A 23579-nucleotide genomic window follows, 5' to 3' on the forward strand; every position below is an offset into this window, starting at 1 on the left:
TCAGGTTCGAAGCGTGCCGTCGCCCACCAGCGTGGAGAGCTCGACAAAGTGGCTGGCCACGTGGCTGGCCGACCCCAATTCGATCGGAAAGCCTGCAATCTCTCGCCGTCCGAGGGCCTCCAGCCCCTCAATCAGACCCTCGCGGCTCAGGCGGCCCCGGCGCAGGGCCTCTTGCAGCCCGGCCACCAGCACCGAGCCGGCCAGATACCCCTCGATGGCGGAATAGGTCAGCGCCACACGCCCCCCCGCCCTGTGGGCCGCCGCCCTGAACTGCACGGCCAGCGGATGGACGTTGACGTAGGGTGAAGGCATGACCTGAGAAATCATCAACCCGGCGCCGTCTCGCCCCAGGGTGTCGATCATGTCCTGGGTTCCCACAAAGGACACCGCCGCAAACAAGCCGGCAAACCCCGCCTTGCGCACCGCCCGCACAAAGGCGGTGGCGGCCTGGTAAGTGCACACCAGCACGATGGCTTCCGGCCGCAAGGGGGCCAGGGCCCTCACCGCGGCGCTGACGTCCAGCGAGTTGCGCTCGATGCTGGCCTGGCCGAGCAGACCCAGGCCCTGCGCCGCCAGCGCACGGGTCAGGCCGTCCAGGCCGGCATCGCCGTACGAATCCCCCTGGCGCAGCAACGCCACTCGGCGCACCCCTCGGGCGCGCAGGCTGGACACGATCAGCGCCAACTCCTCGCGGTACGAGGCCCGGATGACGAAGACAGGGCGGTGCAAAGGTTCGCGCACGGCTTGCGCGCCGGTGCGGGGAGCCACAAAGGGCACGCGGGCGCCCAGGGCCAGCGGCATGGCGGCCAGGCTGGTGGGCGTCCCGACATACCCGAACAAGGCAAAAACATCATCCTGGATAAAACGACGTGTGTTGTCGGCGCAACGGTCGGCCTCATAACCGTCGTCCTGGATGCGCAATTCGATGGCGCGCCGGGCGATGCCGCCGGCGGCATTGACCTGGTCAAAAGCCAGTTGGGCCCCTTGGACATAGTGGCGCCCCAAGTGGGCCGTGGGGCCGGTCAGGGGCACCGACTGACCGAGCACCAGCGGGACCTCGCCCGGGCCACGCGCCCAGGCCGGGCCGGCCAGGCTGGCCGCGCAGGCCGAACAGGTCAGTTGCACCAGGCGACGCCTGGACGGATGCCGCGGTGAATCAGCCGGAGAGAGCGACGGTGGTGCGAGCATGGGCTTTCGACCATAACGCCTGTCACGCTGTATGACAATGCGTTGAAACACAGCGGGCCGATGCGGCCCACCGACCCACAACGCCCCATGAACCAGCCCATTGACGACACCCAGGTGCTTGGCGCCTGCCCCCACGACTGCCCCGACACCTGCTCGCTGCTGACCACCGTGAAGGATGGCGTGGCCACGCGCGTGCAAGGCAACCCAGCCCATCCGCTGACCGGTGGCGTGCTGTGCGCCAAAGTGTCCAAGTACCCCGAGCGCACCTACCACCCGGATCGCCTGCTGCACCCGATGAAGCGGGTGGGGCCCAAGGGCTCGGGCAAGTTCGTGCAAGTGGGTTGGGATGAGGCCCTGAGCGACATTGCACAACGCCTGACCGCCATCGCAGGCCGCAACCCCGAGGCCGTGCTGCCCTACAGCTACGCCGGCACCATGGGGCTGGTGCAAGGCGACGGCATGGCGGCACGCTTCTTCCATCGGCTGGGCGCCAGCCGGCTGGACCAGACCATCTGCTCGTCGGCAGGCACCGCGGGCCTGGTCCACACCCTGGGCGGCAAGGTGGGCATGAAGGTGCAGTTTTTCGCCGAGGCCCGGCTGATCGTGATCTGGGGCAGCAACTCGATCGGCAGCAACCTGCACTTCTGGCGCATCGCGCAAGAGGCCAAGCGACAGGGCGCCCGCCTGGTATGCATCGACCCGCGCCGCAGCGAGACCGCCGAGAAATGCCATGAGCACATCGCTCTGCGCCCCGGCACCGATGCCGCGCTGGCCCTGGCGCTGATGCAGCAACTGATCGTGCACGACTGGCTGGATCATGACTACATCGAGCGCCACACGCTGGGCTGGGCCGAGTTGCGCGAACGTGCCCTGCAGTGGCCGCCTGAGCGCGCCGCCGAGGTGTGCGGCGTGCCGGTGGAACAGATCACGCGACTGGCACACGACTATGCCCATACCCGGCCGGCGGCCATCCGACTCAACTACGGGGTGCAACGCGTGCGCGGCGGCGCCAATGCCGTGCGCGCCATTGCCTGCCTGCCCGCGCTGACGGGCGCCTGGCGCGAGCGCGGCGGTGGCGTGTTGCTGTCGAGCTCGGGGCAATTCCCGGTGCAGCGCCAGACCTTGCAGCGCCCGGACCTGCTGGGTGAACGCCGACCGCGCCTGATCAACATGTCCACCATCGGCGATGCGCTCAACCAGCCCGCCTCGCCCGCTTTTGGCCCGGCCATCGAGGCCTTGGTGGTCTACAACAGCAACCCCGTGGCCGTGGCCCCGGATTCGGCCCGGGTGGCGGCCGGCTTCGCCCGCGAGGATTTGTTCACCGTTGTGCTGGAGCATTTCCAGACCGACACCGCCGACTACGCCGACTACCTGCTGCCGGCCACCACCCAGCTGGAGCACTGGGACATTCACCTGGCCTACGGCCACACCGACGTGCTGCTGAACCGCCCGGCCATTGCCCCCTTGGGCGAGGCCCTGCCCAACAGCGAGATCTTCCGCCGCCTGGCACAGCGCATGGGCTACACCGAGCCCTGCTTTGTCGAAGACGACGAAACCCTGTGCCGACAGGCTTTTGGCGACCGGATCGACCACGCGCAGTTGCAGCGCCAGGGCTTTACCAGCCTGCCGCTGGCCGATGCGCCCTTTGCCGAAGGGGGCTTTCCCACCCCGTCGGGGCGCTGCGAGTTCCTCAGCCCCGCCCTGGTGGCACAGGGGCTGGACGGCCTGCCCGACCACCTGCCCAATCACGAGCTGCCCAACCCGGCCGGGCCCTGGCCGCTGGCCATGATCTCGCCGCCGGCACGCAACTTTCTGAACTCGACCTTCGTGAACGTGACCAGCCTGCGCCACATCGAGACCGAGCCGGTGCTGGAGATCCACCCCGACGACGCCAGCCCGCGCAGCATCCGCACCGGCGATGTGGTGCGCGTGTTCAACGCCCGCGGCAACTACCACTGCAAGGCCGAGGTCAGCGAACGGGCCCGCCCGGGCGTGGTCAACGGCCTGGGCATCTGGTGGCGCAAATTCGGCCTGAACGGCACCAACGTGAATGAACTCACCAGCCAGGCCCTGACCGATCTGGGGCGCGGCCCCACCTTCTACGATTGCGCCGTGCAGGTCAGCCGGCTGGCCTGATCGCCGTGGCAGGGTTGGAGCCATGGCGGCAGCAGGGTTGATTGAATTTTTTAATGAGATTCATTCTCATTTGAGTGCATAATCCACCCATCAGCCAGTCTACAGAGCCGACCATCGGTCCCGCAGACCCAGCCAGCCCCTTTTCATCGACTTGCCGCCATGAACCAGTTCACCGCCCTGTCCACTCCGTTTCAGACCGCACCGGCCCCGTCGCGTGGCCCTTCGGCCTCGGCCGGCTCGGCGCCCCGGGTGGTGCCCAGCCAGGAACTGCTGGCCGGCCAGAAGACGGTCGAGATCTTGCACAACGGCCTGCTGTACCGCCTGCAGGCCACCCGTCTGGGCAAGCTGATCCTGACCAAATAAAGTTTCATCGTGGGGCGACCCTTGCACGGCCACAGCCGTGTCTCCAAGGTCGTTTTGGCCAGCCATCGGGTGCCGCACTGCGGCCCACCTGACCAGCCAAGCCTTTTTTAACCCACGATCTTCCCCGCAGCCGAGCGCGCGAACAGCTCGGCCAGGGCCTCCACCAGCGCCGTCACGCGTGGCGGCACAAAGCGATTGCTGGGCAGCACCGCATACAGCGGTGCCGGCGCGCCCAGCCAGGTGGGCAGCACACGCTGCAAGCGCCCGTCGGCCAAGGCTGCTGCCAGCTGCAGGGCCGACTGATAGACCACCCCCTGCCCCTGCAAAGCCCAGTCCAGCGCCACCGAGGCATCGTTGCAGCGCAATGCGCCCCGCACCGGCACGGTGATGGGCGCCGCAGCCCCATCGGCGTCATCCACGGGGCTGAACGCCCAGTCACACAACAGGCGCCCCCGCACTTCATAGGTGAGGCACTCGTGCCGCGTCAGGTCTTGGGGCTGCTGCGGCCAACCCCTGCGCCGCAGGTAGGCCGGGCTGGCGCAGGCAATGCGGTGCGACGGCGCCAGCAAGCGGGCCGCCAGCCCCGAATCGGGCAAGGGCCCATAGCGCACCGCCACATCGATGGCTTCACGCACCAGATCGACATGGGTGTCGGTGACACGCAGGTCGATCTCCAGCCCCGGGTGTTGCGCGGCAAATCCGGGCAACCAGTCGAGCAACAGGCCCCGCGCCAGGGCCGATGAGGTGGTGAGGCGCAGGCTACCGGTGAGCGCTGCAGCGCCTCCCCGCACCAGCGCCTGCCCTTCGGCCACCAGCTCCAGCGCACGGCGGGCATGGTCGATCATCACCCGGCCTTCCTGGGTCGGCTGCACGCTGCGCGTGCTGCGCTCGAACAGGCGCACGCCCAGGCTGGTCTCGAGTCGTTTGATGGCCGCGCTGACCGCAGCCGTGCTGAGGCCGCAGCGGCGCCCCGCCGGTGTGAAGCCCCCGGTCTCTGCGGCCGCGACCAACACCTTGAGATCGGCCAGATTGTCAAATTTCATGAAACAGTCATTTCGCCGCCAAGGGCAATTTCCCTGATCATAAATTGAGCAACGCCCCCTAAACTGGCCCGACCCAGCCCCTGGAGGCCGGGATGCCCCCCGCAAGACATCAACGAGGAGAAGCCGGATGAATTTCCCCCGACGCCTGCCCCGCCTGCGCACCACGGTGCTCACGGGCTGCCTGTTCCTGAGTTTCCACTGGGTCGCGCACGCCGCCTCGGTGGCCCCCGTGGCCGCCGAGAACGGCATGGTGGTGGCTGCCCAGCACCTGGCCACGAAAGTGGGGGTGGATGTGCTCAAGCGAGGCGGCAACGCCGTGGATGCGGCCGTGGCCGTGGGTTACGCGCTGGCCGTGGTATACCCGGCCGCCGGCAACCTGGGCGGCGGTGGCTTCATGACGCTGCAACTGGCGGATGGACGCAAGACCTTCCTGGACTTCCGCGAGAAGGCCCCACTGGCCGCCACGCCGAACATGTACCTCGACAAGGACGGCAACGTCATCAAAGGCCTGAGCACGCATGGCCACCTGGCCGTGGGTGTGCCCGGCAGCGTGTCAGGCCTGGAATGGGCGCGCGAGAAGTACGGCACGCTCAAGCGTCAGGAACTGCTGGCCCCGTCGATCGCCCTGGCCGAACAGGGCTTTGTGCTGGATCAGGGTGACATCGACATGTTGCACACCGCGACCGCCGACTTCCGCAAGGATCCGGCCTCGGGGGCCATCTTCCTCAAGTCGGGCGAGCCCTACCAGGTGGGTGACAAGCTGGTGCAGAAAGACCTGGCCCGCACCCTGAAGGCGATCAGCGACAAGGGCCCCGAGGGCTTTTACAAAGGCCCGGTGGCCCAGGCCCTGACACAGTCCAGCCAGGCCGGTGGCGGGCTGATCACCCAGGCCGACCTGGACCAGTACAAAACCCGCGAGATGCCGCCGGTCGAATGCGATTACCGTGGCTACCACGTGGTGTCGGCACCGCCGCCGAGCTCGGGCGGGGTGATCATCTGCGAGATCCTGAACATCCTCGAGGGCTACCCCCTGAAAGACCTGGGGTTCCGCTCGGCCCAGTCGGTGCACTACCAGATCGAGGCCATGCGCCACGCTTATGTGGACCGCAACAGCTACCTGGGTGACCCCGACTTTGTGAAGAACCCCATTGCCCGCCTGACCGACAAGGCCTATGCGGCCCAGATCCGCGCAGTGATCGACCCGAACAAGGCCGGTGTCTCCAAGGACATCAAGCCTGGGGTGGCGCCGCACGAGGGCAGCAACACCACCCACTACTCGATTGCCGACCGCTGGGGCAATGCCGTGTCGGTCACCTACACCTTGAACGACTGGTTCGGTGCCAAGGTCACGGTGCCTGGCACCGGCGTGCTGCTGAACAACGAGATGGATGACTTCACCGTGAAGATCGGCGTGCCCAACATCTACGGCCTGGTGCAGGGCGAGGCCAATGCCATCGCCCCGGGCAAGCGCCCGCTGTCGTCGATGAGCCCGACCATCGTCAGCAAGGACAACCAGCCCGTGATGGTGGTCGGCACGCCCGGCGGCAGCCGCATCATCACCGCCGTGCTGCACACGCTGCTGAACGTGATCGACTACGGCATGAACGTGCAAGAAGCCGTGGATGCGCCGCGCTTCCACCAGCAATGGTTGCCCGATGTGACCAACATGGAGAACTTCGCCATCTCGCCCGACACCCGCAAGCTGCTGGAAGCTGCCGGCCACAAGCTGGGTGCACCTCAACCCGCCAACCACCTGGCCGCCGTGCTGATCGGCGCGCCCTCGCTGGGCGGCAAGCCGGTGGGCAAGAACCGCTTCTATGGCGCCAATGACCCGCGCCGCAACAGCGGTCTGGCCATGGGTTTCTGAGCGGCAAGAAAGCACCACGCCAAGAAGAAGGGGCCGTGAAAACGGCCCCTTTTTGCTTTCCGGATTCAGTCAGGTTCAGCGACCGGCCATCGTTGGCTGATCGCGCCAGCCACCGCCCAAGGCCTGGTGCAGGGCCACGGTGTCGCCCAGGTAGACCGCCTGCGCCGCCAGGTGGGCCAGGCGGGCCTGCAGCCAGGCCTGCCGCGTGCTGAGCCACTGGGGCTGGGCCACGTAGCCTTGGTCGAACTGCTGACGGGTCAGACCCAGCAGGTTTTGCGCTGCGGCCTCGGCATCGCGGGCCACGCTCAGGGCCTGGCCATCGTGCTGCAGGGCGACCAGGGTGTCGGCCACGTTCTGGAAAGCGGTCAACACCACCCCCTGGTACTGGGCCTGAGCCGCCTCGGCCCCGGCCTCGGCCGCGCGCTTGCGGGCCGACAGGGTGCCGGCAGAGAACAAGGGCGCACTCACACCACCCAGCAGCCCCCAAGCCTTGTTGCCAGCCGACAGCAAACCACCCACCGCTCCACCCGCGTACGCCAGGTTGGCGCTGAGCGAGAACTGCGGCAGCATGTTGGCGGTGGCCACACCGATCTGGGCATAGGCCGCATGGAACTGGGCCTCGGCGGCCTGAACATCAGGGCGCCGGCTCACCAGTTGAGAGGGCAAGGCCTGGGGCAACTCGGCCGGCAAGCGGACGGGGGCTTGCTGCACCGCGCCCAGGTCCGCGGCCGGGAAGTCGCCGCACAGCACGGCCAGCAGGTTGCGCGTCTGCTCCAGTTGCTTGTGCAGGGGCGGCAACTGAGCCGCCGTCTGGGCGTAAGCCGATGCCTGCTGGGCCAGATCCAGGCCGCTGGCGTAGCCCTGGGCCTTCAGGCCGCGGGTGTGCTGCAGCTGCTGCTGCGCCAGCTGCAAGGCTTCTTCCAGCACGGCGATCTGCTCGACCAGCAACTGCTCCTGGATCACGGCCGAGGCCACGTTGCTGGCCAGCGTGACACGCAGGGCTTCCAGCTGCAGGCGCTGGCTGTCGGCTGTGGCCTGCAAGGATTCGACCTGACGCTGGTTGCCACCGAAGACGTCGGGCACAAAGCCCACGCTGACCTGGGCCGTGTGCAAGGTGAACAGGCTGGCCCCCGAGGCCAGGGGCGAAGACAACACGCGCCCCGAGTTTTGGCGGTTGGCGCTGTAGCCCGCCTGCACCTGCGGGAAAAACAGGCCGCGCTGGGCCGTGACCAGCTCCTGCGCCTGGCGCAAGTTGGCCAGACCGGCATCGATGCCCGGGTTGTGCTGGAGGGCGCGTTGCACCAGCCGGACCAACCGGGGCGAGCCGTAGGCCGTCCACCAATCGGGACGAAGCTCGGCCGTGGCGGCGGGGGGCGCTGGATCAGCCTGGCGCGTGAAGGCGCTGACCTGGGGCGCCTGGGGCGCGTGGTAGTCGGGGCCGACGGCGCACGCGGACAGCAGGCCGGCGCTGAGCAGGCCCAGTGCCAGGGTGCGCAGCGGGCCGCCGATGTGGCGCGATGAATCAAGCATGGGCATCCTCCTCGTGGGCCAGCGCATCGCCACCCAGGCCTTTGCGGCGTTTCTTGAGTTTCAGGTGGCGCAGCACGGTGAGCCGCATGGCGGGCACCACCAGCAGCAGGAACACCGGCCCCAGCAACATGCCGCCCACCACCACCGTGGCCAGCGGGCGCTGCACCTGGCTGCCGATGCCGTGGCTGAGCGCGGCCGGAAACAAGCCGATGCAGGCCGACAGGGCCGTCATCAACAGAGGCCGCATGCGGTGGATGTAGGCGTCATAGATGGCGTCTTCAGGGCTCTGCCCGGCCAGGCGCAGCTCCTTGAAGTAGCTCAGGATCAGGATGCCGTCCATCACGGAGACCCCGAGCAGTGAGACAAAGCCGATCACCGCCGAGATGCTGATCACCTGGTCGGACACGTACAGGGCCAGGATGCCGCAGGCCACGGTGAAGGGCACGGCCGCCAAGGCCAGCAGGCTGTAGGCAAAGCTGCTGAACAGCGCATACAGCAGTACCAGGATCAGCGCCATCGCCATCGGGATCAGGACGCCCATGCGGGCCTTGGCCTGCTGCAGCGACTCGAACTCGCCCGCGTACTGGATGCGGTAGCCCTCGGGCAGCTTGACCTCGGCGGCCACGCGCTGTTGCAGCTCGGACACCGTGCTGCCCAGGTCGCGCTCGCGCACGCTGAACTTGATCGGGATGTAGCGCTCGTTGCGCTCGTGGTAGATGTAGGTGGCCCCGGTGTCCAGCGTGATGTCGGCGATGTCGCGCAGGGGCACGAAGGCGTTGCCCCCACCGGTGGTGGTGTAGCCGATGCGCAGATCACGCACACTTTGAAGGTCGTGCCGCTGGGCCGACAGGTAGCGCACGCTCAGGCCGTACTGGCGTTCGCCCTCCAGCACCGTGGTGGCCACGGTGCCGCCCATGGCCGCCTGGATGGCGGTGTTGACGTCACCCGTGTTCAGCCCGTAGCGGGCCGCCTTCTGGCGGTCGATCTGGATGTTGAGGTTGGGCTGGCCCAGGGTGTTGAAGATGCCGATGTCGGCGGTGCCCGGAACCTTGCTCATCACGGCGACCACGTCGACGGCCAGCTTCTCCAGCGTGACCAGATCGGGCCCCATGATCTTCACCGAGTTGGCGCCCTTGACGCCCGACAGGCCCTCCTGCACGTTGTCCTGGATGTACTGCGAGAAGTTGAAGCCCACCCCCGGGAACTCGAGGGCGAACTTCTCCTGCAACTCGGCCACCAACTGCTCCTTGCTGACGCCAGCGGGCCATTCGTCAAAGGGTTTGAGCGGGGCGAACAACTCGACGTTGTTGAAGCCCGAGGCGTCCGAACCGTCGTCAGGCCTGCCGTGCTGCGACACCACGGTGATCACCTCGGGATAGCTCTTGATGATCTCGCGCATGCGGTTGGCCTTGGCGGTACCGGCCTCCAGCGAGATGGTGGGCGGCATGGAGGCCCGGATCCACAGGTTGCCCTCTTCCAGGGCCGGCAGGAACTCGCTGCCCAGTCGCGAGGCCAGCACCCCGACCGCGATCAGGAACACCACACCGCCCACGCACACGGTCTTGGCATGCTGCAGTGACCAGCGCAGGGCCGGCTCGTAGGCCTTGCGCACCCACTCGACGATGCGGGTTTCGTGCTCCTGGATGCGGCGCGGCAGCAGGTAGGCGGCCAGCACCGGCGTGACGGTGAAAGTGGCAAGCAGCGCGCCGGCCAGGGCATAGCCATAAGTGCGGGCCATGGGGCCGAAAATCTGACCCTCCACCCCAGTCATGAGGAACAGCGGCGAGAAGGCGGCAATGGTGATGACCGTGGAGAACAGCACCGAGTTGTCGACCTGCAGCGAGCTCATGAAGATCATGCGCAGGCGCTGGGTCCAGCCCAGGGCCGGGTCGGTGACCATGCCGTGCGGGCCGCGGGTCATGGCGCGCAGGGCATTGATGCGTTCACGCGGGCTCTTCTGGAAGTTGCGGAAGATGTTTTCGACCAGGATCACCGCCGAGTCGACGATGATGCCGAAATCAACCGCCCCCAGAGACAGCAGGTTGGCCGACTCCCCCGTGAGCACCAGCATCATGATGCTGAAGAACAACGCAAACGGGATGTTGACGCTCACGATCACTGCACTGCGCAGGTCGCCCAGAAAGATCCACTGAATGACGAACACCAGCAGGCAACCGAAGATCAGGTTGTGGATGACGGTGTGGGTGGTGACGTTGACCAGGGTGGATCGGTCGTAATAAGGCACCAGTTGAACGCCCTGCGGCAGGCTGCCATCGACATTGAGCTTGTCCACCGCCTCCTTGACGCGGGCAATGACCTCCTTGGTCTGCTGCAGGCGGTTCATCACCACCACGCCGGTGACCACGTCGTTCTCGGCATCGCGCCCCGCTTCGCCCAGGCGCGGCACGCTGCCAACGCTGACCGAGGCCACGTCCTTGACCAGGACGGGCAAGCCGTTTTGCTGGGTGATGACGATGTTGCCGGCATCGGCCACATCCCGCACCAGCCCCAGGCCGCGCACGTTGACCGATTGCTCGCCCACGCTGAGGTTGCGCCCGCCCACGTTGCTGTTGGCATTGCCCACGGCGCTGAGCACCTGCTGCAGGGTGAGGCCATAGCTTTCGAGTTTGGCGGGGTTGATTTCGACGTGGTACTCCTTGGTGGTGCCGCCCCAGGTGACGACCTGGGCCACCCCGGGCACGGTGAGCAGACGGCGCTGGATGATCCAGTCCTGGATGCCACGCAGATCAGTCAGGCTGTAGGTGGACGGGCCCTTGACCTGGTAGCGCAGGATTTCACCCACCAGGCTGGAGGCCTGGATTTGCGGCTGCACGCCGCCAGGCAAGTTGACGTTCTGCTGCAGGTTGAGCGCGGTCTGGGTGAGCGCAGGCACGTACTCGACACCGTACTTGAAGGTGACGCGCACAAAGGCCAGACCATAGAACGAGGTGGAGCGGATGTTGTCCACCCCCATGGTGGTGGCCAGGCCGATCTCCATGGGGCGGGTGTAGTAGCGCTCCATCTCTTCGGCCGACAGACCGGGGGCCTGGGCCGTGATTTCAAGAATCACCGGGGCCGGGTTGGGGTAGGCTTCGACATTGAGTTTGATGAAGGCCAGCACGCCGGCGGCCATGAAGGCCAGCAGCCCCAGCAGCACCACCGGGCGGCGCGTCAGGACGAACGCCAGTAAAGAACGGAACACGGCAGGGCCTCTTTCAGTTCGTGGTGATGAGGTAGAGGTTGCTCAAGAACAAGCCCTTGTCGCGCGCGATCTTCTCGCCCGGGTTCAAGCCCTGGGTGATCTGCACGAGGCCGTCTTGCACCAGGCCGGTCTGCACCACGCGGCGTTTGAAGCGCACGCCATCGGCAGTCACCCAGGCTGACAGGCTGCCGTCGCCCTCGCGGGCCAGCGCGTTTTGCGGCACGGCGGGTGACTCCATCGGGGCCCCGATGCGGATCACAAAGTTGGCCAGCATCTGAGCCTTGAGCAGATGCTGCGGATCGGCCACGTCGGCGCGCACGGTGAGGCGGTGTGTGGCGGGATCGGCCACATCGCCGATGTAGCTGACCTTGCCGTTGAAGCGTTTGTCCGGGTAGGCCGAGACACGCACGGTGACGTTCTGACCTTTCTGGTAGGCCGAGATTTCCGATTCAGGCACGCTGGCCACCATCCACAGCTGCTGCAGGTTGGCCACGGCCACCGGGGCCGTGTTGTTGCCCGGCTGCACCAGTTGGCCCGGGGCGCCGGCACGGGCAGTCACGCGGCCGCTGAGCGGGCTGCGCACAGGCATCTCGGTGTCGATCTTGCGGGTGGTCTCGATGGCCTCGATGTCTTGCGGGCCGAGGCCGAACAGTTCGAGGTTCTTGCGGGCGGCTCGGTAGGCGGCGTCGGCCGTCTGTTGGTCAGCCTGGTTCTGCTGCAGTTCCTTTTGCGGAATGCTCTGCGCCTCGGCCAGGGCCTGGGCGCGGCGCAGGGTTTCGTTGGCCACCCGCAGGTTGCCACTGGCCGAGATCAGGGCCGAGGCGGCCTGGGCCAGATCGGGGATCTGCACGGTGTAGAGCACCTGGCCCTTGCTCACGTCATCGCCCGCTTTCACGCCGATCTGCCCGATGCGCCCCTGGTAGGGCGAGAACACCTGCACCGCGTTGTCCTGGTTGAGGTCGATGATGCCAATGGCCTCGCGCTGCTGTTCGAAGCGTTGGGTCTTCACCTCGCCCACCTGGAGTTCGGCCACCTGCTCGGGGGCCATCTGCAGCTCATCCACGCCGGTGCGGGTGGCCAGCACCGGGCCGCTCTCGCTCGCAGTCTTGGCCGGGGCCGGGGCCCTGAGCAGATAGACCGCCCCGCCCGCGGCGGCCAACAGCACCAGCCCCACGATCAGACCCATGACCGGGCTGATGCGCCCTTCGTGGCGTGTGGAGCGCCCACGTTTGTCTTGCTTTGCCATCACTGAACCTCTTCTCAACCGGGCAATGACCGAGGGTGGTCTTTGCATTTCGTGGCGGACTGTAAAGAGAACCACCTGACCAAAGACTGACCTGAGACCTGCGCGGAACTACGTACACCTGCCATGCCCCCGACACGCGTCCGGGGCAAAATGAGCCACCCAAAAGACAACCGGACGCCCGCCGATGCAAGCCTTGCAGAACATCAACCTCGCTTCTCTCGCCGACTCGGTGTTGAGCCTGAGCGCCGCCTTTGTGACGGGGGGCCTGATCGGTCTGGAGCGACAGTTCCGGCAACGCACCGCGGGTTTGCGCACCAATGTGCTGGTGGCAGTGGGGGCGGCGATCTTTGTCGACATGGCCAATCGCCTGGGCGGCAGCGATGGTGCCGTGCGGGTGGTGGCCTATGTGGTCTCGGGCATCGGCTTTCTGGGGGCTGGTGTGATCATGCGCGAAGAGGGCAGCGTGCGAGGTTTGAACACCGCCGCCACCTTGTGGGCTTCGGCCGCCGTGGGGGCCTGCGCAGGGGCCGATCTGGTGGTGGAGTCGTTTGTCGGCACGCTGTTCGTACTGGCCGCCAACACGCTGCTGCGACCGGTGGTGAATCGCATCAACCGCCAACCCATGGGCACGGCCTCGGTGGAGGTGAGCTGCACGGTCTATGTGATTGCACCGCGTGAGCACCAAAAGCTCGCCATGTCGCAACTGCACACACTGCTGGAACAACTGCACCACCCCGTGCGCGACCTGGCGGTGCATGCCTTTGGCGAACACGAGGTGGAAATCGAAGCCACCTTGTCGGCGACCTCGGTCGACGGCAGTGAACTGGATGGGCTGGTGGCGCGCCTGAAAAATGAGAGCTATGTGCAACAGGCCTTCTGGAGCCCGAGCACCACGGAGTAAGACCGGTCGCGGAGGTGAGCCGATCCAGGGTCATCCCCATGGCGAGGGCCGGCGATGTCAGCAAGAGTTGCCTCAAGTCAAGTCTTTATCGCCCGGCGGGGCCTAAAGTGGGCATGAAGAGAGGCCGGGTGTGCCGGTCTCCGACGGAGACCGTTTTGCTGGCAGCGTATATCACCCACACCGACTGTTCCCGTCATGAGATGGGGCCCCACCACCCGGAATGCCCGGAGCGGCTTGCCGCCATCCATGACCACCTGCTCATCAAGGGCCTGCTGGACTACATGCTGCCCTATGACGCCCCCTTGGCCACCGAGGAGCAGTTGGGGCGGGCTCATTCCTCGCTGTATGTGAGCGAGATCCTGGCCGCATCGCCCGCTGAGGGCTACCACCCGGTGGACCCGGACACCAGCATGAACCCGTTCACCGCAACGGCCGCTTTGCGGGCCGCCGGTGCGGCCGTGCAGGCCACAGACTTGGTGCTGGGTGGCGAGGTGAGTGCTGCCTTTTGCAGCGTGCGCCCGCCCGGTCACCATGCCGAATACCGCACCGCCATGGGCTTTTGCTTTTTCAACAACGTGGCGGTGGGTCTGCGCCATGCGTTGGATGTGCACGGGCTGCAGCGGGTGGCCTTGATCGACTTTGATGTGCACCACGGCAACGGCAGCGAGGACATCCTGCGCGACGACGAACGCGTGCTGATGTGCTCGATCTATGAAAAAGGCCTGTACCCCTTCCCGGACGGAGACGACAAGCGCCCCGGCATGGTGAACGTGGGTCTGCCTTCGCGCTCGGGCAGCGAGGCGTTCCGCGATGCAGTGACGCAGCGCTGGCTGCCTGCGTTGGAAGCGTTCCAGCCGCAGTTGATTTACATCTCGGCCGGCTTTGACGGTCACCGCGACGACGACATGGGCAATCTGGCTCTGCTGGAATCGGACTACGAATGGGTGACGCAGCAATTGATGGCCGTGGCGCGGCGCCACTGTCAGGGCCGTGTCATCTCCTGCCTTGAAGGTGGCTATGTGCTCAGCCCCCTGGCACGCAGTGTCGGGGCCCACGTGAAGGTGCTGATCGGCGCCGATTGAAGACCATGGACAAACACTACCTCACCCCCCTGTTCTCTCCCGAATCCATCGTGGTCTTCGCCAACCCGGCGGAGGCCGGCGACGCCACGTCGGCACTCAACCAGGCCTTGCTGGAAGCCCTGAAGGCCCAGCGTTTTTCGGGCACGCTGCAGTTCGTCGACATCCACACCACGGGCACGCTGGCCGATCTGGCCCAGACTGTGGCCGACCTGGCCATCATCGCGCTGCCAGCACAGGACATGAATGCCGCCCTCGAATTGGCGGCGCGCCTGAGTTGCAAAGCGGCTTTGCTGATTTCAACCGGCATCAGCGCCGACAAGGCGGCCGAGTTGAAGAAGATTGCCCGCCGCGAGGGCATCCATCTGCTGGGCCCGAATTGCCTGGGCTTTCAACGCCCCTCGCTGCAACTCAATGCGAGCGCCAGCGGTGGCCTGGCCCGCGCCGGGTCGCTGGCGCTGATCTCGCAGTCGGGGGCCCTGACGGCCTCGATGCTGGATTGGGCGAGCAACAACGCGGTGGGCTTTTCGACCGTGGTGTCACTCGGTCCCAATACCGTGCTCGACATGGCCGATGTGTTGGACTTTCTGGCCAATGATGCAAAGACACACAGCATCATCGTCTACCTGGAAGGGATTTCGAACGCACGCCGTTTCATGAGTGCCCTGCGCTCGGCGGCCAATGCCAAGCCGGTGGTGGTGCTGAAGGCAGGCCGCAAGCCCGCGGGCAATGAGGCGGCGCAAACCCACAGCGGCGCCATTGTGGGCAGCGACGACGTTTTCGACGCGGCCCTGCGTCGTGCCGGTGCGGTGCGGGTGCGCTCCTTTGTGCAGTTGTTCTCGGCAGCCAAGTGCCTGGCCTCGCGCTACCGCCCTGTGGGCAAGCGCCTGGCGATCGTGACCAACGGAGGTGGGCCCGGTGTGCTGGCTGCCGACTGGGTGAACGAAATCAACCTGCAACTGGCCAAGCTGTCGCACGACACAGTTCAGGCGCTGAAGCCCCAGCTGCCGGCCCTGGCCTCGCTGACCGACCTGATCGATCTGTCGGAAGAAGCCGGCCCCGCCCATTACGCAGCAGCCATCGAGGCGGCGCACAAGGACCGTGAGGTGGATGGCGTGCTGGTGATCTGCTCGCCCAAGGTCGGCATGGACACCAGTGCCATTGCTCAAGCCGTGGCGGCCATCAAGCCCAAGGTGGGCAAACCGATGCTGGCTTGCTGGATGGGGGATCGTTCGGTGGTGCCGGCGCGCGCCATCCTGAATGACGCCGCCATCCCGAGCTTTCGCACGCCCGAGGCCGCCGTCGGCGCCTTTGGCAATCTGGCCGCCTTCTATCAGAACCAGCAGTTGCTGCAGCAGACGCCCCCCCCGCTGTCCACCCTCGCCAAGCCCGACATCGAAGGTGCTCGCCTGGTCATTGAAAGCGTGCTGGCCGAGCGCCGCAAGGTGCTGACCGAGATGGAGTCGAAGACGCTGCTGTCGGCGTTTCACATCCCCGTGACCGAGACCCTGCTGGCTCGCAGCGCGACTGAGGCCATGATGATCGCCACCCAGCTGGGCTTTCCGGTGGCCTTGAAAATCGATTCACCCGACATCAGCCACAAATCCGATGTGCAGGGTGTGGTGCTCAACATCATGAGCGGGTCGGCCGCCCGCGATGCCTACAGCGACATGATCGAGCGCGTGACGCGCCTGTTGCCCCAGGCCCGCATCAACGGCGTGACGGTGCAAAGAATGGCGCGCAACCGACGCGGCCGGGAAATCTGCGTCGGCCTGGTGACGGATGCCCCCTTTGGCCCGGTGATCACTTTTGGTGCCGGCGGAACGATGATCGAGTTGATCGACGACCGCGCCATGGAACTGCCGCCGCTGAACCTGTTTCTGGCTCGCCGCATGATCGACCGCTCACGGGTCGCCGAAACCCTGGGTGAGTGGCGCGGCGCCACGGCCGCAGACCGGGATGCGCTTGAGCAGGTGCTGTTGCGCGTGTCGGAAATGGTGTGCGAGCTCCCTCAGTTGCGTGAGATGGACATCAACCCCATCATCGTCGACGAAAGCGGTGCGGTGGCGGTGGATGCGCGCATCGTGATCGACAGTGCACCGCAGGCCTCCAGCGGACGTCTGAGCAATTACCACCACCTGTCCATCCTGCCGTACCCGGCTCGTTACGAGCAGGTGCTGCCTTTGCGCGGCGGTGGCGAGTACACAGTCCGGCCGATTCACCCCGACGACGCGCAAATGCTGCAAGACCTCATGCATCACCTGTCGCAGGAAAGCCGCTATTTCCGCTTTGTGTCTTCGATCGCTGAGTTGCCGCCCCAGATGCTGGCCCGCTTCACCCTCATCGACTACGACCGGGAGATGGCGCTGGTGGCGGTGGTGAAGGAGCGCACAGCCAACACCGAGGGCGAGATCACAGAGACCGAGCGCATCGTGGGGGTGTCGCGCTACATCACCAACCCGGACCAGACCAGTTGCGAGTTTTCACTGGTGGTGGCGGATGACTTCAATGGCAAGGGCCTGGGGTCACGACTGATGGAGTGCATCATGGACGTCGCCCGCGAAAAAGGGCTCAGCGAGATGGATGGACTGGTGCTGGCGAACAATCAACCCATGCTTAAGCTGATGCGCGGACTGGGGTTCAGCGTCAAGGCCTTCCCGGAAGACCCGGAGTTCAAGTTGGTGACGCACCCGCTCTGAGCACCGGGCGACCGCGGCCATCGGTAGAAGCGGGGGCTGCGTCGGCCCTCGCATGCGACAGACAGGGACCGTCACGGACGTTTCATGAGGGCTCGCTACCCTGAAGGCTAGGGGCGTGCCTGAGCCCGCACGTCCCTGCCGCCGCAAGACCGATCCATCTGCCTCGGGTCGGATCCTTTGCGGTGAGCATGATGGCCATATGCCTGCACTGGAGCCCCACGTGTCCTTGACCCTGCCCGACATCTCCGCCTTGCTGCTTCGGCGAGGCCACGCCCAATACGGTGACGAAGCCGTGTCGCAGTTGCAGCACGCCCTGCAATGTGCCGCCCTGGCCGAACAGGCCGGCGAAAGCCCTGAGGTGGTCGTCGCAGCCCTGCTGCACGATCTAGGGCACTTGATCGTGGCAGAGCGCGAGGGCCTCGACGAGCCAGACAACAGCCGCGATGAGCTGCACCAGTTTGTCGTGTTGCCCTTTTTGCGGGGAACGTTCCCTGAGGCCGTGCTGGCCCCGATTCGACTGCATGTGGATGCCAAGCGCTTTCTGTGCGCCACAGAGACAGGCTATGCAGAGGGGCTGTCGGCAGCGTCCCAGGCCAGCCTTGCATTGCAAGGTGGCGCTTTCAGCAGCGACGAGGCCACCAGGTTCATGACTCAAGAACACGCCGCCGTCGCTGTTCGACTGCGCCGTTATGACGACCTGGCCAAAGTTCAGGGCTGGTGCGGTCCCGACCTGACGCATTTCGAACCCTGCATGGCCAGCGTTGCAAACCCCCACGGCAGCGTGTGAATGCATGCCCCGGCCACTGATTGACACCCCGGGCTCAGAGCGATTCTGGTGCACCCCAGTCATCAGATGACTGGGCGTATCTGACCGGGGCAGCGAGAACTGTCAGAAAACAAAAAAGCCCACCGAAGTGGGCTTTTTGCAAGCAGCCAAGAAGCTGCTTTGGATTGGTTGCGCGAGAAGGATTTGAACCTCCGACCTTTGGGTTATGAGCCCAACGAGCTACCAGACTGCTCCATCGCGCGGCAAGATGGAATTATAACTTATTCTGCAGCTGCTTGAGCGGCTTCGGCAGAATTATTTGCTTCAGCGCGTTCAACCAACTCAACCAGGGCCATCGGAGCGTTGTCGCCCACGCGGTAGCCCATCTTCAGGATGCGGGTGTAACCACCAGGACGAGCGCTGTTGCGCTTGCCCAGATCGTTGAACAGCTTGGTGACGCTGTCGCGGTCGCGCAGACGGTCAAAAGCCAGACGACGGTTGGCAACGGTGTCCACCTTGGCCAAGGTGATCATGGGTTCGATCACGCGGCGCAGTTCCTTGGCCTTGGGAACGGTGGTCTTGATGACTTCGTGCGCAATGAGCGAGTTCATCATGTTCTGCAGCATCGCCAGGCGGTGCGAGCTGGTGCGATTCAGTTTACGAAGGCCGTGTCCGTGACGCATAGTGCTTTCCTTTCTTTATTGATGACAACCAGCCGGATCAGGTACTGGTTGATGCACTTTTCATCCGCCATCGTGACGGATGAAGCAGGTTCGCCAAAAAAGCGAAGCCTGCGATTATAACTTAACGCTTGTCGAGACCAGCAGGCGGCCAGCTTTCCAGCTTCATGCCCAGAGTCAGGCCACGAGAGGCCAGAACTTCCTTGATCTCATTGAGCGACTTGCGACCCAGGTTAGGGGTCTTGAGCAGCTCGTTTTCGGTACGCTGAATCAGGTCGCCGATGTAGTAGATGTTCTCGGCCTTCAAGCAGTTGGCCGAACGCACGGTCAGCTCCAGCTCGTCCACAGGACGCAGCAGGATCGGATCGAACGAAGCACCACCGCGCGGAGCCGGCTGATCGAACGCAGCCAGTTCGCCGCCTTCCAGCTGAGCAAACACGGCCAGTTGTTCCACCAGGATCTTGGCCGAAGCGCGCACTGCGTCTTCAGCCGTGATGGCACCGTTGGTTTCGATTTCGACGACCAGTTTGTCCAGGTCGGTACGTTGTTCCACACGAGCGCTTTCGACGGTGTAGCTCACGCGGCGAACCGGCGAGAACGATGCGTCGAGAACAATGCGGCCAATCGACTTGCTGGGCTCATCGGCGAAACGACGAATGTTGCCGGGCACATAGCCACGGCCTTTTTCGACCTTGATCTGCATGTCGAGCTTGCCACCCGCCGACAACGTGGCAATCACGTGCTCGGGGTTGATGATCTCAACATCATGCGGGGTCTGGATGTCGCCAGCAGTGACAACACCTTCACCGTCTTTGCGCAGGCTCAGGGTAACTTCGTCGCGGTTGTGCAGCTTGAACACCACGCCCTTCAGGTTCAGGAGGATGTTGACCACATCTTCTTGAACGCCGTCAATGGAGGAGTACTCGTGCAGAACACCTGCAATCGTGACTTCAGTCGCTGCGTACCCCACCATGGAGGACAGGAGCACTCGCCGGATTGCGTTGCCCAGCGTATGGCCATAGCCACGCTCGAACGGTTCCAGGGCGACCTTGGCGCGGTTGTTGCCAAGCTGTTCCACGGTGATTGCTTTGGGTTTCAGCAAGTTGGTTTGCATTCAGACTTCCTCTCAATACCCCCGGCTCGTTACACCGGTAAGGCTGGTGAAGCACCTATACCGCGGTGCCCCGCGGTATAGGAACGATTTCAATTGAACGGACGATTAACGCGAATACAGTTCAACGATCAGCGATTCGTTGATGTCTGCACCGAATTCATCACGATCCGGGGACTTCTTGAAGGTACCTTCCGCCTTGTCCGCATTGACTTCAACCCAAGCCGGAATGCCGACTTGTTGAGCCAGTTGCAAAGCTTCGACCACACGGCCTTGCTTCTTGGACTTTTCGCGAACGGCCACCACGTCACCGGCCTTGACCAGATACGACGGGATGTTGACCGATTGACCATTCACGGTAATGGCCTTGTGCGAAACCAACTGACGGGCTTCTGCGCGGGTCGAACCGAAACCCATGCGGTACACCACGTTGTCCAGACGGGACTCAAGGATGAACAGCAGGTTGGCGCCGGTGTTGCCACGGCGACGATCGGCTTCTTCGAAGTAGCGGCGGAATTGCTTTTCCAGCACGCCGTACATGCGCTTGACCTTCTGCTTTTCACGCAGTTGCAGACCGAAGTCAGAAGTACGGGCACCCGAGGTGCGGCCGTGCTGACCAGGCTTGGAGTCGAACTTGGCCTTGTCCGCGATCGAGCGACGGGCGCTCTTCAGGAACAGGTCGGTGCCTTCACGGCGGGAGAGTTTGGCCTTGGGGCCGAGGTAACGTGCCACTTGAGCTTCCTTTTATGTCATCTTCCACACGTTTGAACGTGCGGGAGCCATCGGCGCGATGCCGATGGCGGTGGGCTTAAAAAATCAGATACGACGACGCTTTTGCGGGCGGCAGCCGTTGTGCGGCACCGGCGTCACATCAGAGATGGACGTGATGCGGATGCCCAGGGCACCCAGTGCACGAACGGAAGACTCGCGACCTGGGCCAGGGCCCTTGATCTCAACGTCGAGGTTCTTGATACCTTGCTCAATGGCAGCACGACCAGCCACTTCCGACGCGACCTGGGCCGCAAAGGGCGTGGACTTGCGGGAGCCCTTGAAGCCTTGACCACCCGACGAAGCCCAGGACAATGCATTGCCTTGGCGGTCGGTGATGGTGATGATCGTGTTGTTGAACGAGGCGTGAACGTGGGCAATACCGTCAGAAACGTTCTTGCGGACCTTCTTGCGCACTCGTTGTGCTGCGTTATTGGCGGGTGCTTTTGCCATATTGATCTCTCAATTATTTCTTCAGAGCGGCTGCTGCCTTGCGCGGACCCTTGCGAGTACGAGCGTTGGTGCGGGTACGCTGACCACGCATCGGCAGGCCACGACGGTGACGGAAGCCACGGTAGCAACCAATGTCCATCAAGCGCTTGATGTTCATGGTGGTTTCGCGACGCAGATCACCTTCAATGGTGAACTGCTCGATTTGTTCGCGAATCTTTTCCAGATCGCCGTCCGTCAGATCCTTGATCTTCTTGGTGTAAGCGATACCAGTTGCTTCGCAAATCTTGCGAGCGCGGGTGCGACCAATGCCAAAAATGGCGGTCAGACCGATTTCCGCATGCTTGTGCGGCGGAATGTTAATCCCAGCAATACGTGCCATGTGCGTCCTCTATAACTTGTAAATCAGCCTTGGCGCTGCTTGTGACGTGCATCCGTGCAGATCACGCGCACCACACCCTTGCGGCGGATGATTTTGCAGTTGCGGCAAATTTTCTTGACCGAAGCCGAAACTCTCATTTCATTCTCCTAAAACTCTTCAAACCGCAACCATCACTTGGCGCGGAAAACAATACGTGCCCGAGACAGATCGTAGGGCGTCAATTCAACAGTGACCTTGTCGCCGGGAAGAATGCGGATGTAATGCATCCGCATCTTGCCGGAAATATGTCCTAGTACGATATGGCCGTTGTCAAGCTTCACGCGGAATGTCGCGTTCGGCAGGTTTTCAACCACTTCACCCTGCATCTGGATGACATCGTCCTTAGCCATGTCAAATCAACCGCCTATGGATGTCTTGAAGTTGGCTTTCTTGAGCAGTGACTCATACTGCTGCGACATCATGTAGTTTTGAACCTGGGCCATGAAGTCCATGGTCACCACTACGATGATCAGCAGCGAGGTACCACCGAAGTAGAACGGAACGTTGTACTTCAGGATCAGGAACTCTGGCAGCAAGCACACGAATGTGATGTATGCCGCACCAGCCAGGGTCAAACGCACGAGAATCTTGTCGATATAACGCGCTGTTTGCTCACCAGGTCGGATTCCCGGAACAAAAGCCCCACTCTTCTTCAAGTTATCTGCTGTCTCACGGCTGTTGAAAACCAGCGCCGTATAGAAGAAGCAGAAAAATACGATCGCGGCGGCATAAAACATCACATAAATGGGCTGACCTGGGGTCAACGCACCTGCAATATCCTTCAACCAACGCATCGAATCACCAGTGCTGAACCAGCCCACCACCGTTGCCGGAAGCAGAATGATCGACGAAGCAAAGATCGGCGGCACCACACCGGCCATGTTCAGCTTCAAAGGCAGATGAGAGGATTGACCACCATAAACCTTGTTGCCTACCTGACGCCGCGCATAGTTGACAAGGATCTTCCGCTGACCACGCTCGACGAAAACGACGAAGTAGGTCACCAGGATCACCACGACCACGATGAACAGCGCAACCACGATGCTCATCGCACCGGTGCTGACCAGTTCAAGCAAGCCACCGATAGATTTCGGAAGACCTGCCGCGATCCCGGCAAAAATCAGGATCGAGATACCATTGCCCAGACCGCGCTCAGTGATCTGCTCACCCAGCCACATCAGAAACATGGTGCCGGCAGTCAGGCTCACCATCGCGGTCAGGCGGAAGCCAAAACCAGGAGAGATAACCAGACCTGCAGTGCCTTCCAATGCCACGGCAATGCCGAGCGACTGGAAAAGCGCCAGCCCCAACGTCCCATAACGGGTGTATTGGGTGATCTTGCGACGCCCTGCCTCACCTTCCTTCTTGAGCTGCTCCATGGCAGGAAGGACGTAAGACAGAAGTTGCATGATGATCGACGCCGAGATGTACGGCATGATGCCCAGTGCGAACACCGTGAACCTCGACAGTGCTCCACCGGAGAACATGTTGAAAAGGTTCAGAATCCCACCCTGCTGCCCTTGGAAGAGCTGCTGGAGTTGTGCCGGGTCAATGCCCGGAACTGGGATATGGGCGCCAATGCGATACACCACGAGCGCGAGCAACAGAAACACCAGGCGTCGGCGAAGATCGCCGAACTTCCCAGTCTTTGCCATTTGTGCTGCGCTAGTTGCCACGATGGACGTCTTTCAGACGGATCAGGCGAAGCTGCCGCCGGCAGCTTCGATCACAGCCTTGGCACCAGCAGTGGCGCCAATACCGTTGAGCTTCACAGCCTTGGTAAGTTCACCAGTCTTGATGACCTTGACCACCTTGGCCAATTCGCCAACCAGACCAGCGACCTTCAGAGCGGCAACATCAACTTCGGCTTGACCCAATGCTTCCAGATCAGACAAAGTGATCTCAGCATTGAACTTCAGCAGATGCGACTTGAAACCGCGCTTCGGCAGGCGACGTTGCAGAGGCATTTGACCGCCTTCGAAACCCACCTTGTGGTAGCCGCCGGAACGCGACTTTTGACCTTTGTGACCACGGCCAGCGGTCTTGCCCAGACCGGAGCCAATGCCACGGCCAACGCGACGCTTGGCGTGCTTGGCGCCAGCAGCGGGCTTGATGCTATTGAGTTCCAT

At 63.8% G+C, this 23579-nt stretch carries 21 protein-coding genes and 1 tRNA gene; 7 read left to right on the top strand and 15 right to left on the bottom strand.

Annotated features, from left to right (window positions below; all coding sequences use genetic code 11):
• On the bottom strand, positions 1-1125 hold the full coding sequence (locus AC3WUT_RS22245; RefSeq protein ID WP_492349271.1) for an ABC transporter substrate-binding protein: 1125 nt from the start codon (positions 1123-1125) through the stop codon (positions 1-3).
• A 150-nt stretch (positions 1126-1275) separates the two neighbouring features.
• On the opposite strand from AC3WUT_RS22245, the gene AC3WUT_RS22250 reads away from it, so the two are divergent.
• Complete coding sequence (locus AC3WUT_RS22250) at positions 1276-3324, top strand: molybdopterin-containing oxidoreductase family protein (protein WP_492349272.1); 2049 nt, start codon at positions 1276-1278, stop codon at positions 3322-3324.
• A gap of 159 nt (positions 3325-3483) precedes the next feature.
• Positions 3484-3687 (top strand): hemin uptake protein HemP, encoded by a 204-nt coding sequence (hemP, locus tag AC3WUT_RS22255; protein ID WP_492349273.1) that lies wholly within the window; start codon positions 3484-3486, stop codon positions 3685-3687.
• 107 nt (positions 3688-3794) lie between these two features.
• Here the strand turns inward: hemP and AC3WUT_RS22260 are convergent, their stop codons facing one another.
• Positions 3795-4730 carry a LysR family transcriptional regulator gene (locus tag AC3WUT_RS22260; RefSeq protein WP_492349274.1) on the bottom strand — a complete coding sequence of 312 codons (936 nt, stop codon included), beginning with the start codon at positions 4728-4730 and terminating at the stop codon, positions 3795-3797.
• A gap of 127 nt (positions 4731-4857) precedes the next feature.
• Here AC3WUT_RS22260 and ggt point away from each other — a divergent pair, with 127 nt between their 5' ends.
• Positions 4858-6597, top strand: a complete 1740-nt coding sequence (gene ggt / locus AC3WUT_RS22265; RefSeq protein WP_492349275.1) for a gamma-glutamyltransferase — start codon at positions 4858-4860, stop codon at positions 6595-6597.
• Between the two features lie 75 nt (positions 6598-6672).
• Here ggt and AC3WUT_RS22270 read toward each other — a convergent pair whose 3' ends face one another.
• The 3 genes from AC3WUT_RS22270 to AC3WUT_RS22280 are packed head-to-tail and all read right to left on the bottom strand — an operon-like array spanning position 6673 to position 12575.
• On the bottom strand, positions 6673-8127 hold the full coding sequence (locus tag AC3WUT_RS22270; RefSeq protein WP_492349276.1) for an efflux transporter outer membrane subunit: 1455 nt from the start codon (positions 8125-8127) through the stop codon (positions 6673-6675).
• Positions 8120-11329 (bottom strand): efflux RND transporter permease subunit, encoded by a 3210-nt coding sequence (locus AC3WUT_RS22275; protein ID WP_492349277.1) that lies wholly within the window; start codon positions 11327-11329, stop codon positions 8120-8122. Before AC3WUT_RS22275 ends, AC3WUT_RS22270 begins: the two co-directional genes overlap by 8 nt.
• Positions 11330-11342: 13 nt before the next feature.
• Complete coding sequence (locus tag AC3WUT_RS22280) at positions 11343-12575, bottom strand: efflux RND transporter periplasmic adaptor subunit (protein ID WP_492349278.1); 1233 nt, start codon at positions 12573-12575, stop codon at positions 11343-11345.
• A 184-nt stretch (positions 12576-12759) separates the two neighbouring features.
• Here AC3WUT_RS22280 and AC3WUT_RS22285 point away from each other — a divergent pair, with 184 nt between their 5' ends.
• The 4 genes from AC3WUT_RS22285 to AC3WUT_RS22300 all read left to right on the top strand — a co-directional run bounded on the left by AC3WUT_RS22285 (position 12760) and on the right by AC3WUT_RS22300 (position 18041).
• A complete protein-coding gene (locus tag AC3WUT_RS22285; RefSeq protein ID WP_492349279.1) occupies positions 12760-13476 on the top strand; it encodes an MgtC/SapB family protein in 717 nt (238 codons plus the stop codon).
• Between the two features lie 155 nt (positions 13477-13631).
• Positions 13632-14558: a histone deacetylase family protein gene (locus tag AC3WUT_RS22290; protein WP_492349280.1), complete on the top strand. Its 927-nt coding sequence runs from the start codon at positions 13632-13634 to the stop codon at positions 14556-14558.
• 5 nt (positions 14559-14563) lie between these two features.
• Positions 14564-17254: a bifunctional acetate--CoA ligase family protein/GNAT family N-acetyltransferase gene (locus tag AC3WUT_RS22295; RefSeq protein WP_492349281.1), complete on the top strand. Its 2691-nt coding sequence runs from the start codon at positions 14564-14566 to the stop codon at positions 17252-17254.
• Positions 17255-17474: 220 nt separating this feature from the next.
• Positions 17475-18041 (top strand): phosphonate degradation HD-domain oxygenase, encoded by a 567-nt coding sequence (locus AC3WUT_RS22300; RefSeq protein ID WP_492349282.1) that lies wholly within the window; start codon positions 17475-17477, stop codon positions 18039-18041.
• A 165-nt stretch (positions 18042-18206) separates the two neighbouring features.
• Here the strand turns inward: AC3WUT_RS22300 and AC3WUT_RS22305 are convergent.
• The 10 genes from AC3WUT_RS22305 to rplO all read right to left on the bottom strand — a co-directional run bounded on the left by AC3WUT_RS22305 (position 18207) and on the right by rplO (position 23579).
• A tRNA-Met gene (locus tag AC3WUT_RS22305) sits at positions 18207-18283 on the bottom strand.
• Between the two features lie 18 nt (positions 18284-18301).
• The gene (rplQ, locus tag AC3WUT_RS22310; protein WP_492349283.1) at positions 18302-18703 is read right to left on the bottom strand and encodes a 50S ribosomal protein L17; all 402 of its coding nucleotides are present in this window, start codon (positions 18701-18703) and stop codon (positions 18302-18304) included.
• Between the two features lie 121 nt (positions 18704-18824).
• Positions 18825-19814 (bottom strand): DNA-directed RNA polymerase subunit alpha, encoded by a 990-nt coding sequence (locus tag AC3WUT_RS22315; RefSeq protein ID WP_019576341.1) that lies wholly within the window; start codon positions 19812-19814, stop codon positions 18825-18827.
• A gap of 105 nt (positions 19815-19919) precedes the next feature.
• Positions 19920-20543, bottom strand: coding sequence for a 30S ribosomal protein S4 (gene rpsD, locus AC3WUT_RS22320; RefSeq protein ID WP_019576342.1), 624 nt, complete (start codon positions 20541-20543; stop codon positions 19920-19922).
• An 84-nt stretch (positions 20544-20627) separates the two neighbouring features.
• The gene (gene rpsK / locus AC3WUT_RS22325; protein ID WP_019576343.1) at positions 20628-21032 is read right to left on the bottom strand and encodes a 30S ribosomal protein S11; all 405 of its coding nucleotides are present in this window, start codon (positions 21030-21032) and stop codon (positions 20628-20630) included.
• Positions 21033-21045: 13 nt separating this feature from the next.
• A complete protein-coding gene (gene rpsM / locus AC3WUT_RS22330; RefSeq protein WP_019576344.1) occupies positions 21046-21411 on the bottom strand; it encodes a 30S ribosomal protein S13 in 366 nt (121 codons plus the stop codon).
• Positions 21412-21434: 23 nt separating this feature from the next.
• Positions 21435-21548: a 50S ribosomal protein L36 gene (rpmJ, locus tag AC3WUT_RS22335; RefSeq protein WP_019576345.1), complete on the bottom strand. Its 114-nt coding sequence runs from the start codon at positions 21546-21548 to the stop codon at positions 21435-21437.
• A 33-nt stretch (positions 21549-21581) separates the two neighbouring features.
• On the bottom strand, positions 21582-21800 hold the full coding sequence (gene infA / locus AC3WUT_RS22340) for a translation initiation factor IF-1 (protein ID WP_019576346.1): 219 nt from the start codon (positions 21798-21800) through the stop codon (positions 21582-21584).
• A gap of 6 nt (positions 21801-21806) precedes the next feature.
• Entirely contained in the window at positions 21807-23126 is a 1320-nt protein-coding gene (gene secY, locus AC3WUT_RS22345; protein ID WP_492349284.1) for a preprotein translocase subunit SecY, read from the bottom strand.
• 21 nt (positions 23127-23147) lie between these two features.
• Positions 23148-23579, bottom strand: a complete 432-nt coding sequence (gene rplO / locus AC3WUT_RS22350; RefSeq protein WP_492349285.1) for a 50S ribosomal protein L15 — start codon at positions 23577-23579, stop codon at positions 23148-23150.

The organism is Curvibacter sp. EU05-FHT14A10, from assembly GCF_058791075.1.